The organism is Streptomyces calidiresistens, from assembly GCF_014141525.1.
Classification (GTDB): domain Bacteria; phylum Actinomycetota; class Actinomycetes; order Streptomycetales; family Streptomycetaceae; genus Streptomyces; species Streptomyces calidiresistens.
In genome coordinates this window covers 1-13,344 of sequence record NZ_VKHS01000058.1, presented here as the reverse complement: position 1 = coordinate 13,344, position 13,344 = coordinate 1, and the positions used below count along the sequence as shown (strand labels likewise).

Annotated in this window: 13 protein-coding genes; 9 read left to right on the top strand and 4 right to left on the bottom strand. The window is 74.4% G+C overall.

The features are described from left to right. The 3 genes from FOE67_RS04840 to FOE67_RS04830 all read left to right on the top strand — a co-directional run. Window positions 1-613: STM4013/SEN3800 family hydrolase (locus FOE67_RS04840; protein ID WP_182660768.1), on the top strand; the 613-nt coding region annotated here is incomplete at its 5' end. Continuing rightward, window positions 610-2,010, top strand: a complete 1,401-nt coding sequence (locus FOE67_RS04835; RefSeq protein ID WP_182660766.1) for an STM4012 family radical SAM protein — start codon at window positions 610-612, stop codon at window positions 2,008-2,010. The genes FOE67_RS04840 and FOE67_RS04835, both read left to right, overlap by 4 nt. After that, on the top strand, window positions 2,007-3,005 hold the full coding sequence (locus tag FOE67_RS04830; RefSeq protein ID WP_182660764.1) for an STM4011 family radical SAM protein: 999 nt from the start codon (window positions 2,007-2,009) through the stop codon (window positions 3,003-3,005). The genes FOE67_RS04835 and FOE67_RS04830 overlap by 4 nt, the downstream gene beginning before the upstream one ends. Here the strand turns inward: FOE67_RS04830 and FOE67_RS04825 are convergent. The 3 genes from FOE67_RS04825 to FOE67_RS04815 all read right to left on the bottom strand — a co-directional run bounded on the left by FOE67_RS04825 (window position 2,978) and on the right by FOE67_RS04815 (window position 5,036). Further along, window positions 2,978-3,781: an SAM-dependent methyltransferase gene (locus FOE67_RS04825; protein ID WP_182660762.1), complete on the bottom strand. Its 804-nt coding sequence runs from the start codon at window positions 3,779-3,781 to the stop codon at window positions 2,978-2,980. The two genes, FOE67_RS04830 and FOE67_RS04825, sit on opposite strands and share 28 nt — an antisense overlap. A 136-nt stretch (window positions 3,782-3,917) precedes the next feature. Beyond that, entirely contained in the window at window positions 3,918-4,163 is a 246-nt protein-coding gene (locus FOE67_RS04820) for a DUF397 domain-containing protein (RefSeq protein ID WP_182660760.1), read from the bottom strand. Between the two features lie 3 nt (window positions 4,164-4,166). Next, on the bottom strand, window positions 4,167-5,036 hold the full coding sequence (locus FOE67_RS04815) for a Sco1979 family transcriptional regulator (protein ID WP_323384228.1): 870 nt from the start codon (window positions 5,034-5,036) through the stop codon (window positions 4,167-4,169). A gap of 138 nt (window positions 5,037-5,174) precedes the next feature. On the opposite strand from FOE67_RS04815, the gene FOE67_RS04810 reads away from it, so the two are divergent. The 3 genes from FOE67_RS04810 to FOE67_RS30235 all read left to right on the top strand — a co-directional run bounded on the left by FOE67_RS04810 (window position 5,175) and on the right by FOE67_RS30235 (window position 8,804). Further along, window positions 5,175-5,651, top strand: coding sequence for an ATP-binding protein (locus tag FOE67_RS04810; protein ID WP_323384227.1), 477 nt, complete (start codon window positions 5,175-5,177; stop codon window positions 5,649-5,651). A gap of 276 nt (window positions 5,652-5,927) precedes the next feature. After that, the gene (locus tag FOE67_RS29970) at window positions 5,928-8,276 is read left to right on the top strand and encodes a glycoside hydrolase family 95 protein (protein WP_323384226.1); all 2,349 of its coding nucleotides are present in this window, start codon (window positions 5,928-5,930) and stop codon (window positions 8,274-8,276) included. A gap of 204 nt (window positions 8,277-8,480) precedes the next feature. After that, window positions 8,481-8,804: an SGM_3592 family protein gene (locus FOE67_RS30235; protein ID WP_182660757.1), complete on the top strand. Its 324-nt coding sequence runs from the start codon at window positions 8,481-8,483 to the stop codon at window positions 8,802-8,804. 126 nt (window positions 8,805-8,930) lie between these two features. Here the strand turns inward: FOE67_RS30235 and xylA are convergent, their stop codons facing one another. Further along, window positions 8,931-10,103: a xylose isomerase gene (gene xylA, locus FOE67_RS04795; protein WP_182660755.1), complete on the bottom strand. Its 1,173-nt coding sequence runs from the start codon at window positions 10,101-10,103 to the stop codon at window positions 8,931-8,933. Window positions 10,104-10,306: 203 nt separating this feature from the next. Here xylA and xylB point away from each other — a divergent pair, with 203 nt between their 5' ends. The 3 genes from xylB to FOE67_RS28860 all read left to right on the top strand — a co-directional run. Beyond that, the gene (gene xylB, locus FOE67_RS04790; protein ID WP_182660753.1) at window positions 10,307-11,764 is read left to right on the top strand and encodes a xylulokinase; all 1,458 of its coding nucleotides are present in this window, start codon (window positions 10,307-10,309) and stop codon (window positions 11,762-11,764) included. Window positions 11,765-11,854: 90 nt separating this feature from the next. After that, on the top strand, window positions 11,855-13,057 hold the full coding sequence (locus FOE67_RS04785) for an ROK family protein (protein WP_323384224.1): 1,203 nt from the start codon (window positions 11,855-11,857) through the stop codon (window positions 13,055-13,057). A 98-nt stretch (window positions 13,058-13,155) separates the two neighbouring features. Beyond that, window positions 13,156-13,344, top strand: a 189-nt coding sequence (locus FOE67_RS28860; protein WP_228473549.1) for a hypothetical protein, incomplete at its 3' end; no start/stop codon positions are given.

Sequence of the window (13,344 nt, the reverse complement as noted above, 5' to 3'; positions counted from 1 at the left end):
CCCGGAGACCCCGGGCCCCCATCCCCGGCTGTTCGCCGCCCGTTTCCCCGGCAGCGAGACCACCGCACCGGGCACCTTCGTGTACGACGCGCCCGACCTGGTCTCGGGATTGGCGGCACGGGGGTACCGCACGGTCTGCGTGGGGGGCGTGGGGTTCTTCACCGGCCGGGGCCCGTTGGGATCGGTACTGCCGGGACTGTTCGGCGAGAGTCGATGGGAGCCGGCCTTCGGGGTGGCCTCCCCCGACTCCACCCGCGCCCAGGTGGACCACGCCCTGGAGGTGCTGGACGACACGCCGGCTGATCGACGGTTGTTCCTCTTCCTCAACGTCTCCGCGCTCCACCAGCCCAACTGGTTCCACCTGCCCGGCGGCGGGCCCGGCGACGGGGACGGGCCGGAGAGCCACGCCGCCGCCCTCGCCTACGCCGACGGGCACCTGGGCCGGTTGCTGGACGGCTTCGTCCGCCGGCGCCGTCCGTGCTTCGCGATCGTCTGTTCCGACCACGGCACCGCCTACGGCGAGGACGGGTACGCGGGCCACCGCATCGGCCACCCGGTGGTGTGGACCGTTCCCTACACGCACTTCTTTCTCGACCCGCCGGAGGAGCCGTGAACACCCCGTCCCCGCCCCGTTCGTCGCACCCGGTTCCGCTCTCCCCCCTCCGGCCCGCCGAGGAGGGCGGCGCCGAGGACGGTCCCTACCGGCAGTACGTGTACGCCTATCCCCACAAGACCGCCTACCGGCGGCTGGATCCCCCCGTCCCGCTGCGCGAGGTGTGGGCCGGGGAGGAGGTCCGGGCGCTCTCCTTCTACGTCCACGTCCCGTTCTGCGGGGTGCGGTGCGGTTTCTGCAACCTCTTCACCAGGGTGGGCGCCCCCGACGGCCTGACCGCGGCCTACCTGGACGCCGTGGAACGCGAGGCCGGGGCGGTCCGGGAGGCCCTGGGCGGTGGGGCGCGTTTCGCGACGGCGGCGATCGGAGGTGGGACCCCGACCTTCCTGACCGCCGGCGAGCTCGAGCGACTGTTCGACATCGCCGAGTCGCGGATGGGGGTGGACACCCGCGCGGTGCCCCTGTCGGTGGAGACCTCACCCGACACCGCGACCGCCGACCGGCTGCGGGTGCTCGCGGAGCGGGGCACCGACCGCGTCAGCATCGGGGTGCAGAGCTTCGTGGAGGAGGAGGCGAGGGCCGCCGTGCGTCCGCAGCGACGGGAGGTGGTGGACGCCGCCCTGGACCGCGTGCGGGCGCTCGGTTTCCCGGTGCTGAACATCGATCTCATCTACGGCATACCCGGCCAGACGGCCGCCAGTTGGGCGTACTCGCTGCGCACGGCGCTGGGCTGGCGTCCCGAGGAGGTGTACCTCTACCCCCTCTACCGGCGCCCGCTGACCGGTCTGGCCCGTCGCGACCCGGCCGCCGCGGGCCGGGAGTTCGACGCGCATCGGATGGCGCGGTACCGGGAGGGGGTGGAGTTGCTGACCGGCGAGGGCTACCGGCAGGTGTCCATGCGGATGTTCCGTCGGGCGGACGCCCCGGCGGACGGCGCCGGGGACTACTCCTGTCAGGCGGACGGCATGGTGGGGCTCGGCTGCGGGGCCCGGTCCTACACCTCCTCGCTGCACTACTCCTTCGACTACGCCGTGGCCGCGCCCCGGGTGCGCGGGTTGATCGACGAGTACGTGGCCGGTTCCCGCGAGGACTTCGCGACGGCCCGTCACGGGCGTCGGATGAGCCCCGACGAGAGTCGGCGCAGGTTCCTGCTGCAGTCGCTGCTGCAGGCGGAGGGGATGGACTCGGCCGGGTACACGGCCCGATTCGGCGAGCCCCCCGAACGGCACTTCCCCGTCGAGACGGGGGTGCTGGAGGCCCGGGGATGGTTGGCGGAGGGGCCGTCGGGGCCCCGTCTGCGCCTCTCGGCCGAGGGGTTGGCGCACTCCGACGCCGTGGGTCCGCTCTTCTTCTCCCCGTCGGTGCGGGCCTCGATGGAGGAGTACCTGCCGAGATGAGCGACCGTTCCGCCGGCGGCCGGGAGCCGGTGCCCGTGACGATCGGCCCGCCACCGAGCGGCCCTGCCCCGGGTCGGGGGGAGCCGGGGCCCCTGCCGGAGTTGACGATCCTGTACCGGGGGCCGTTGGCCTCGTGCGACTACGACTGTCCCTACTGCCCCTTCGCCAAGCGGCGGGACACCCCCGACACCCTGCGGGCCGACCGCCAGGCCCTGGAACGGTTCGTCTCCTGGGTGGCGGGGCGGACCGGTGACCGCCTGTCGGTCCTGTTCACCCCCTGGGGGGAGGGTCTGGTGCGCTCGTGGTACCGGCGGGCGATCGTGGAGCTGAGCCGGCTGCCGCAGGTGCGCCGGGTGGCGATCCAGACCAATCTGGGCGGACGGACCGGCTGGTTGCGGGAGGCCGACCGCGCCAGGACCGCGCTGTGGTGCACCTACCACCCCGGACAGACCGACCACGCCCGGTTCCTGCGGCGCTGCCGCGAACTGGACGCGCTCGGCGTCCGCCACAGTGTCGGCGTGGTGGGGCTGCCCGAGCACCTGGTGGCGGCGCGCCGGCTGCGGGGGGATCTGCCCCCGGAGGTGTACCTGTGGGTGAACGCCGCCGAGGGCCGGGAGTACAGCGACGCGGAGGCCGCCCTGTGGTCGGCGATCGACCCGTACTTCGGGTGGAGTCGGTTCCCGCACCCGTCGGCGGGTGCGCCGTGTCGCACCGGTGAGACCGTGATCTCCGTCTCGGGGGACGGCACGGTGCGGCGCTGTCATTTCGTGGACACCCCGCTGGGGAACCTCTACGACGGCTCCTTCGCCGCCGCACTGCGCCCGCGGGGTTGCCCGCGGGCGCAGTGCGACTGCCACATCGGCTATGTGCATCTGCGCACCCTGCCGCTGTACGGCCTCTTCGCCGGCGGGGTGCCGGAGCGGATCCCGGCCGGTTGGCCGGGACCGCCCCCCGAGGAGTTCCCCGGTCAGTTCCGGATGCCGACGCCCGCGTAGGAGGCGACCGAGTGCTGGTCGGCGGGGACCTCGCCGGTGGGCCGCCAGAACGGGGTCTGGACCAGGCCCGGCTCCTCGAGCTCGAAGTTCCCGAAGAGCGGCAGGATGTCCTCGCGGGACCGCAGGGAGAGCCGGGCGGTGGCCTGCCGGTAGATCGCGGCGCCCTCCTCGGATATGTCGGCGCTGTGGAAGTCGGCGGTCGCGTGGCTGATGACCAGGCGGCTGCCGGGGGCCAGCGGCTCGGCGAGGGTGGCGATGATGTCGGCGGGGTCGGCGGCGTCGTCGACGAAGTGCATGACCGACACCAGCATGAGGGCGGCGGGCCGGTCGAAGTCGATCAGTCCGCGCAGTTCGGCGTGCTCGATCAGCGCCTTGGGGTCGCGCAGGTCGCCGAGGAAGAAACCGGTGTTGGCGGCATTGGTGAGCTTGGCCCCCGCGTAGACCGACACGATGGGGTCGTTGTCGACGTAGGCGACCCGCGCGTCGGGGTTGATCGCATGGGCGATCTCGTGGGTGTTGGGCGAGGTGGGGATGCCGGTGCCCACGTCGATGAACTGGTCCACGCCCGCCTCGGCGAGGGAACGCACCACGCGCTGCAGGAAGGCACGGTTGGCCCGGGCGCTGATCCGCACGTCCGGGGTGAGGGCCATCATCCGCTCGGCGGCGGCGCGGTCCACCTCGTAGTTGTCCTGGCCACCCAGGTAGTAGTCGTACATGCGCGCCGGATGCGGCTTGCTGGTGTCGATCGAGTCCGGGGTGAAGCCCTGGTCGGTCACGGGGTGGTCCTCCGTAGCGGTGGAAGGGGGTCCGATGGGTACCCGGACCCCGCCCCGGTGGGGCGGGGTCCGGCCGATGGGGCGCGGTGCCGCGCCGGGCCCGGGGCGTGCCGGTGGGGCGGCTCCGGGAGGGGTCTCATACGCTGTGCAGCAGCAGGAAGTCGGCCTCGCCGGACTTGACGCCCTCGATGAAGGTCTCGATCTCGTGGCGGGTGTAGATGAGGGCGGGGCCGTCCGGGTCGGTGGACTGGCGCAGGGCCACCCGCCCGTCCCGCAGTCGCAGGGCCTCGACACAGCTGCCGCCGTTGCCCCCGCTCCAGGGCTTGCGCCACCCCTCCGCGCCGAGCAGGCGGGCGGGCATGCCGTTGTAGATGCGATCCATGGTTCAGATCTCCTTGCGAATGGCGCCGAGGAGTGCCTCGGTGCGGTGCACTGGCGCGGCCTGCGCGCACATCCGGTCCAGTGCCTCCCGAAAGGCCGACACGTCGTCGCGCTGATCGAAGTAGGCGGCGCCCACCAGGCTCTCCGCGCACGCGACGTCGGAGAGCTCGGGCACGGGGAACCGGAACAGGTGGAATGGTCCGTACATGGCCGGGTGCAGGCCGGCGGCGAAGGGCATGACCTGCAGGCGCACCCGGGGGTGTGAGGCGGCCTCGATGAGACGGCCCACCTGCTCGCGCATGACGTGGGGACGGCCGAGGGGGCGGCGCAGCACCGTCTCGTCCATCACCACCCACAGCAGCGGCGGGTCCTTGCGCTCCAGCAGTTCCTGGCGGGACATGCGCAGGGCGACGAGTCGCTCGATCTCCTCGCGCGGGGCGTGCGGCATCCCCGCGCGCAGGACGGCCGTGGCGTAGCCCTCCGTCTGCAGCAGGCCGGGGATGTAGTGCGGCTCGTAGGCCCGGATCTGGTCGGCCTCCGCCTCCAGGCTGACGAAGGCGCTGAACCAGTCGGGGAGCACGTCGCGGTAGCGGTGCCACCACCCCGGGCGGTTGGCCTCCCGGGCCAGCCCCAGGAAGGCGTCGATCTCCTGCGAGTCCTGCACGCCGTACAGCCGCAGGAGTTTCTCGACATAGGGGACCTTCAGCCCCACCTGTGCCTTCTCCATGCGGCGGATCGTGGCGTGGGTGACGTCCAGCGCCCGGGCGGCGTCCTCGTAGGTGAGACCCGCCTGCTCCCGGAGATCGTGGAGGCGTCGTCCCAGCACCAGGCGCAGCGCCGTGGGCGCGCCCGCGCCCGTCTGCCCGGCCGGCACTACCGCCTGCCTTCAACTGCCGTCATGGGAAAGAAGTTTGCCATGCCGTCCGGCGAACCAACAGAGTGACAGGAACGATTCTGCAATTTACAGACTGCCCCCTTGCCGGATGCGAGCAACAACCAGCACAGTAGGGGCGTGGCTTTCTCCCCACGGGCTCAGCCCTTAGAACGCATCGACACGCCGGCCCCCCCGCTCCCCGGCACGCGGCACCGCTTCCGCCTGCCCGCGGTGGGCAGCGCGGCGGCCGAGGCCCGCAGGCTGGTGCGTCGGCAGCTGACGGAGTGGCACACCTCCGGGGAGACCCGCGACAACGCCCAGCTCATCGTCTCCGAACTGGTCACCAACGCCCTCCGGCACACCGGCGGCCACTTCATCGGGTGCGAGCTGCGGCTGCTCGGCGGGGCCCTGCGGGTCGCCGTCTCCGGCGAGGGGTGCGGGCCGACCCGCGCCCCCGAGCTCCCGGACGACGACGACGAGGGCGGGCGCGGCCTGGTCCTGGTGGTCGCGCTCTCCAGCTCCTGGGGCGTACGCCCCGGGGAGTCGGGTTACGGGCACGTGGTGTGGGCCGACCTGCCCCTGCGGCCGGTCGGCCCCCTCGGGCTGCCCGACTGAGGAGACCTTCCGCCCCCGGGGCCGTCCGGCGCCCCGGGGGGCGAGCCGAACCGTCGGTTCGCCCGCCCCCCGGGTCCCCCTCCACGGGAGACGGCGCGCGGGGGCCTCTGCCGGAATCCGCCGCACCGTGGCACCATGTCCGGCGAACCGAACGCCGTCCGGGATGTCGAACGCGTTCGACAGTGGACCGGCGCCCCGGGTCCGGGTCGGCGCATCCGACCCGGCCCGCGGTTCCGCCCGCCGCCGCCGAGAGATTGCCGGGACCCGATGTCACCCGTGGCCCTTGTCGCCCCCGAGGACGCCCCCCACCTGCTGTGGTACCCCTCCCCCGCCGACGAGTGGCTGCGCGCCCTGCCGATCGGCAACGGCCGGCTCGGGGCGATGGTCCACGGCGGCACCGACGAGGAGGAACTCCAACTCAACGAGGACACGCTGTGGGCCGGGGGACCCCATGTCTTCGACAACCCGCGGGCGTCCTCCGCCCTCCCGGAGGTCCGGCGGCTGATCCTGGCCGGGGAGTGGGACGCGGCCCAACGCCTGGTGGACGGGGACGTGATGGGGGTGCCGGTCCGGCAACCCCCCTACCAGACCGCCGGCAGTCTCCGTCTCGCACTCCCCGACACCGGCCCCGTGGAGGACTACCTCCGCTCGCTCGACCCCCGCACCGGCCTGCACACCGTGACGTACACGCGCGGGGGCGTGCGGTACCACCGGGAGACCTTCGCCTCCGCCCCGGACGGCGTGATCGTGGTGCGGTTGACCGCCGACCGCCGCCGGTCGATCTCCCTGACCGTCCGCGCCGACGGCCCCCTCACCACCGGCACCTCCTCCCCCGCCCCGGACACCATCGCCCTGGACGGTCGGGGCGGTGACTTCGAGGGGATCCCCGGACGCGTGCGCTTCCGGGTGCTGGCCCGGGCCCTGGCCGAGGGCGGCTCGGTGGAGTCCGCCGACGGGGTCCTGCGGATCACCGGGGCCGACGCGGTGACCCTGCTGGTCACGGTGCGGACGAGCCACCGCTCCTGGCGGGACGCGGACGGCGATCCGGGGGCCACCGCGGAGGAGGATCTGCGAGCCGCCGCCCGGCACACCCCGGCCGCGCTGCGGGAGCGTCACGTCGCGGACCACTCCGCGCTCTTCGGCCGGGTGGCGCTGGAGGTGCCGGTGACCCCGGCGGGCCTGCGGCCGACCGACGAACGGGTGGCGCGGTTCGCCGAGGGGGAGGACCCCCACCTGGTGGCGCTCCACTTCGACTACGGCCGGTACCTGCTGATCGCCTGTTCCCGGCCCGGCGGTCAACCCGCCAATCTCCAGGGCCTGTGGAACAACCTGACCGACCCCCCGTGGGGCTGCAAGTACACCATCAACATCAACACCGAGATGAACTACTGGCCGGCAGGCCCGGCCAACCTCGCGGAGTGCTGGGAGCCGCTGTTCGACCTGCTGGCGGACCTGGCGGTGGCCGGCGCCCGCACCGCCCGGGAGACCTACGGGGCACGTGGCTGGGTGGCCCACCACAACGTGGACGCCTGGCGCGGCACCGCCCCCGCCGACGGCGCCTTCTGGGGCATGTGGCCCACCGGCGGCGCCTGGTTGGCGCTGGCGATCCGGGAGCACCACCGCTTCACCGGCGACACCGCGGCCCTGCGCCGGCGGTTCCCGATCCTCGCCGGCGCGGCCCGCTTCTTCCTCGATTCCCTGATCACCGACCCGGCGACCGGCGAGTTGGTGACCTGTCCCTCGATCTCGCCGGAGAACGCCCACCACCCGGGCCCCGGCGGTTCGCTGTGCGCGGGCCCCACCATGGACAACCAGATCCTCGCCGACCTCTTCGACGCGGTGGTGGAGTGCGGGGAGTTGCTGGACGAGGAGCCGGGCCTGCGGTCGGAGGCGGCGGCGGCCCGGGAGCGGCTGGCCCCGATGCGGGTGGGCTCCGACGGGCGGCTGCGGGAGTGGCGGGAGGACTGGGACGCCCTCGCCCCCGAGCAGGACCACCGTCACGTCTCGCACCTGTACGGCCTGCACCCGGGGGCCCGGATCACCCGCCGGACCCCGGAGTTGCGGGCCGCCGCGCGGCGCACCCTGGAGGGGCGGGGGGACGCGGGCACCGGCTGGTCGCTGGCGTGGAAGATCAACTTCTGGGCACGGCTGGGCGAGGGCGCGCGGTCCTGGAAGCTGCTGGGGGATCAGCTCACCCCGGAACGCACCGCGCCCAACCTGTTCGACCTGCACCCGCCGTTCCAGATCGACGGCAACTTCGGCGCGGTGGCGGGCGTCACCGAGTGGTTGACGCAGTCGCACGAGGGCGAGGTCCACCTGTTGCCGGCGCTGCCGCCCGCCCTGCCCTCGGGACGGGTGCGCGGGCTGGTGGCGCGCGGCGGTGTGGAGGTGTCGCTGGAGTGGGAGGCGGGACGCCTGGTGCGGGCCCGGCTGCTCTCCCGACTCGGCGGCACCCTGAGGATCCGCTGGAGCGGCCCCCTCGCGGTCTCCCCCGCCGACGGAGGGGACGGGACGGCCCATCGGGTCGGGGGCGTCCGGTGGGAGGGCCCGGAGGAGGACGGCACGGTGGTGACCGTGGTGGGGACGGCGGCGGGCCAGGTGGTCGATCTGCGGCCGGCCGCGTGATTCCCACCCGTCCCCGGACGCCCGCCCGCGGGGCGACCGTTCCGTGACGTGTGTCCGTTACGGTGGCGGGAATACGCACGACACGACGGGTGGGAACGGCCCGCGATCGGCGGTGCCCGCGCCCGACGGCCCCGGAACCGGGGGATCGCCCCGGGCGTTCAACCGGTGACGGTGCCGCACACCGGAGCTGACGGGAGGCAGGCCATGGGGACGGAACCGCACGGTGAGGAGCGGGGCCGCCGGGACGAGTGGGACGAGTTGGTCCTCGACGAGAGCTTCGTCAGGGAGGCCCGGGTGAACGAGCCGACGGCCCGCACCCGCATGCTCTCCGAACGCTGGAGGAACAACGCCCCCGACCCCCAGCCGTGGCGTTCCGACGAGCCGCCGGCCGGGTGGATCCACAGCACGGCGCCCGGTCGGGGGAAGAAGAAGGAACGCAAACCGCGCCGGTCCCGGCGCGGCATCACCGGCTGGTTCCGGCGGCGACGCCGGGACGAGGGGGGCAAGGGGCCGGACACCGGGGAGTGACGCGTCCCGCTCCGGGCGGGGCGGGGCCGTCGGGGTCGGTCTCCCGACCCCGACGGCCGGCCGGGACCCGGACGGCGGGACGATCGCCGTCCGGGTCCCCGTGTGTGCGCCCGTGTCGGGCGGTTTTCAGCCCGCGGCGCCCAGCAGGTGGTCCATCGCCAGCTGGTCGAGCTGCTCGAAGGCCATCCCCCGCCGGGCGGCGGCCTCCGGGTCGAACTCCTCGAACGCCGAGCGGTCGGCGAGCAGCGCCGAGGCGGTCTCACCCTCGTTCAGGGTGGGACGGGCCAGTTCGTCCAGGCGCGAGGCGGCCAGGGCCTCGGCGGTGCGCGGGTCGGCCCGGAAGGCGGCGGCCCGCTCCTTGAGGATCAGGTAGTTGCGCATGCCGCCGGCGGCCGAGGCCCAGACGCCGTCCATGTCCTCGGTGCGCGGGGGCTTGAAGTCGAAGTGCCGGGGACCCTCGTAACCGGCCGTCTCCAACAGGTCCACCAGCCAGAAGGCCGAGCGCAGGTCGCCGGCGCCGAAACGCAGGTCCTGGTCGTACTTGATGCCGTTCTGACCGTTGAGGTCGATGTGGAACAGCTTGCCCGCCCACAGCGCCTGCGCGATGCCGTGCGGGAAGTTGAGCCCGGCCATCTGCTCGTGACCCACCTCGGGGTTGACGCCGAACAGTTCGGGCCGCTCCAGCCGCTCGATGAAGGCCAGGGCGTGACCGACGGTGGGCAGGAGGATGTCGCCGCGCGGCTCGTTGGGCTTGGGCTCCAGCGCGAAGCGCATGTCGTAGCCCTGCTCGGTGACGTAGTCGGCGAGCAGGTCGAAGCCCTCCTTGAGGCGGTCCAGGGCGGCCCGCACGTCCTTGGCCGCGCCCGACTCGGCACCCTCCCGGCCGCCCCACGCCACGTAGGTGCTCGCGCCCAGTTCGGCCGCGAGGTCGATGTTGCGCATGGTCTTGCGCAGGGCGTACCGCCGGATGTCGCGGTCGTTGGCGGTGAAGGCGCCGTCCTTGAAGACGGGGTGGGTGAAGAGGTTGGTGGTCGCCATCGGGACCACCATGCCGGTGGAGTCCAGGGCCTGGCGGAAGCGCTTGATCCGGGTCTCGCGCTCGGCGGTGGGGGCCCCGAAGGGGATGAGGTCGTCGTCGTGGAAGGTGACGCCCCAGGCCCCGAGTTCGGCCAGGCGCTCCACGCTCTCGACCGGGTCGAGGGCGGGGCGGGTGGCGTCCCCGAAGGGGTCGCGACCCGCCCAGCCGACGGTCCACAGGCCGAAGGTGAACTTGTCCGCGGGGGTGGGCTGGTAGGACATGACGGCTCCTCGCTGGTGCGGGCGGTGCGGGACGGCCCCGACCCGTCGGGGTCGGGACACGCGGACCAGGACGACGGAACAGCGCTCCGGCTATTTCGTCATCGCTGTTTACAAATTAGTATGCGGGAGGCCGTGACGGAAGACCCGTAGCGTTCGGAGCCGCCGTGGCGCCGGCTTCCGCCCCCGTCGGAGAGGACGAGTTCATGACCACCGCACCCGAGGGTCCCGTCGTCATCGGCGTGGACAGCTCCACTCAGTCCACGAAGGTGCTCGCGGTGGACTCCGCGACCGGAGAGGTGCTGGCCCGCGGGCGGGCCGCGCACGTGGTGACCCCCGAGCGGGACAGCGATCCCGAACAGTGGTGGGGTGCCCTGGTCGAGGCCCTGGAGGCCTGCGGCCCCATCGCCGAACGGGCCGCCGCGATCGCCGTGGCCGGCCAGCAGCACGGCCTGGTCACCCTGGACGCCGACAATCGCCCCGTGCGCAACGCCCTGCTGTGGAACGACACCCGCTCGGCCCCCCAGCGCGACCGTCTGGTGAGGGAACTGGGCGGCCCGGCCGCCTGGGCGGAGCGCACCGGCAGCGTGCCCGCGGCCTCCTTCACCGTCACCAAGTGGGCCTGGTTGCGGGAGCACGAGCCCGAGCACGCCGCCGCCACCCGCGCGGTCCGGCTGCCCCACGACTACCTCACCGGCCGGCTCGCCGGCCACGGCGTCACCGAGGGCACCACCGACCGGGGCGACGCCTCGGGTACCGGGTGGTGGTCCTCCGCCACCGGGGACTGGGACACCGAACTCACCGCGCTCTCCGACCTGGACCCCGCCCTCCTGCCCCGGGTGGTCCCCGCCGGCGAGGCCGCCGGCACCACCCGCTCCGGCCTGCCCGTGCCGGCCGGGATCCCGGTGGCCGCCGGCACCGGCGACAACATGGCCGGCGCCCTGGGGCTGGGGCTGGAGCCGGGCCGTCCGGCGCTCAGCCTGGGCACCTCCGGCACGGTCTACGCCGTCACCACGCGCCGCCCCGTGGACCCCACCGGTACCGTGGCGGGCTTCGCCGACGCCGGCCGCGACTGGCTCCCCCTGGCGTGCACCCTCAACTGCACCCTCGCCGTCGACCGGGTCGCCGCCCTGCTGGGGCTGGATCGCGAGGCCGTGGAACCGGCCCCGTCCGGCACGGCCGCCGGACCGGTGCTGCTGCCCTTCCTGGACGGGGAGCGCACCCCGGACCTGCCGCTGGCCTCCGGTCTGCTGTACGGCCTGCGCCACGACACCACCGGTGGACAGATCCTGCAGGCCGCCTACGACGGTGCCGTCTACGCCCTGCTCCGCGCCTTGGACCTGGTCCTGGAGGGGGACGGCGGGGCCGACGCCGACCAGCCGATCCTGCTGTTGGGCGGGGGCGCCCGGGGCACCGCCTGGCGCGAGACGGTGCGCCGGCTGTCCGGGCGACCGGTCCAGGTGCCCCGGGCGGAGGAGCTGGTCGCCCTGGGGGCGGCGGCGCAGGCCGCCGGCCTGGTGCAGGGCCGGGACGCCGCCGCGGTGGCCCGGGACTGGAACACCGCCGAGGGTCCGGCCTGGCCCGCCGTCGAGCGGGACGAGGCCGCCACGGCGCGGATCGCGTCCGTGCTGGAGGGCGCCGACGGCCTCTTGCGCCGGCCCTGACCGGTCCCGGCGGGAGGCCGGGGGAAACGGAACCGACCGGGTCGGCGGGACCCGGGACGAGAGGGACGAACGGAAACAGGAGGTGGGGCGGTGGTCCAGCCCGTTCCGCAGACCCAGGCCGAACTGCGTTTGCGCAACCTCTCGCGGGTGCTCCACCTCCTGGCCGACGACGGTCCGCTCTCGCGGGCCGAGGTGGCCGCCCGCACGGGGCTGACCCGCGCGGCGATCTCCAGCCTCGTGGACGAACTGCTGCGGGCCGGGCTGGTCGTGGAGAGCTCCCGCGACCGGTCCGGCTCGGTCGGACGTCCGGGAACCGCCCTGGAGCCCGCCGACCGCGGCCCCTGCGGCATCGGCGCCGAGATCGGCGTGGACCAACTGGCGGTGTGCGCCATGGATCTGCGCGGCGGGGTGCGCCTGCGTCTGGACTCGCCGATGACCGCCGGGGACACCCGGCCCGGCCGCGTGCTGGCCGCCCTGGCGGAGCTGTTGGAGGAGTTGGTGGGGAGGTGCGAGGGGCTGGGGCTGCGGCCGGCCGGGGTGACGGTGGCGGTTCCCGGCCTCGTGGCCCGGGACTCCACCACCGTGGTGCGCGCCCCCAACCTCGGGTGGGAGGGGGTGGATCCCGCTCCCCTGCTGCCGACCGGTCACGGACCCCTGCGGGTGGAGAACGAGGCGAACCTCGGCGCCGTCGCCGAGCGGGCCGCTTCCCCCGCCGGGACGGGGCGGGACCTGCTGTACGTCTCGGCCGGGATCGGCATCGGTGCGGCCGTCCTGGTCGACGGTGAACTGCTGCGCGGGGCCCGCGGCTTCGCCGGTGAACTGGGGCACGTCCCGGTCGCGCCGGACGGTCCGCCGTGCCGCTGCGGCAGCACCGGGTGCGCCGAGACGCTGGCGGGCGAGGAGGCGGTGCTCCGGGCCGCGGGCACCGATCCCGGCGAAGGCCCCCGCGCCCCGCTGCTGGAGGCGGTGCGGGCGCGCTGCGAGGGAGGCGACGAACGGGCCCTGGCCGCCGTGGAGCGGGCCGGTCGGGCACTGGGCGTGGCGCTCTCCGCGGCGGTGAACCTGCTCGATCCGGCCGAGGTGGTCATCGGGGGCCCGCTGGCCCGCCTCGGTCACCGCCTGCTGCCGGCGCTCGAACACGAGGTGGGCCTGCGGACCGCCGTCGCGGGGCACGACCGACCCGCTCCCCCTCTCCGGTTGTCCCGCCTGGGACCGGACGGCCCGCTGCTGGGCGCCGCGCGGACGGCGGTGCGCGGCGTGCTCGACGACCCCGGACGCGCCCGGGACACCTGACCCCACCGGCCAATCACCGTTCGACCGATTTTCCCCTGATCGGGTCAATTCACCGGATCACCCTCGTACCGGCCCCGCCGGGCGCGCAGCATCATGGCGTGAGACGAGATCCCCGCGGGCGCCGGGCGGCGCGCGCCGCAGCCGTGCCCGCCGTTGCCCTCGCCCTGTGGGCCGGGGGCGCGCCCGTGGCCGCCGCTCTCCCGCCCGCCCCGACCGACCGGATGGGCGCGGGCGGGGTCGTCGCCCCCGACCTCCCGGTCTCCCCCTCCGGTGGCCCTCCTCCCGGG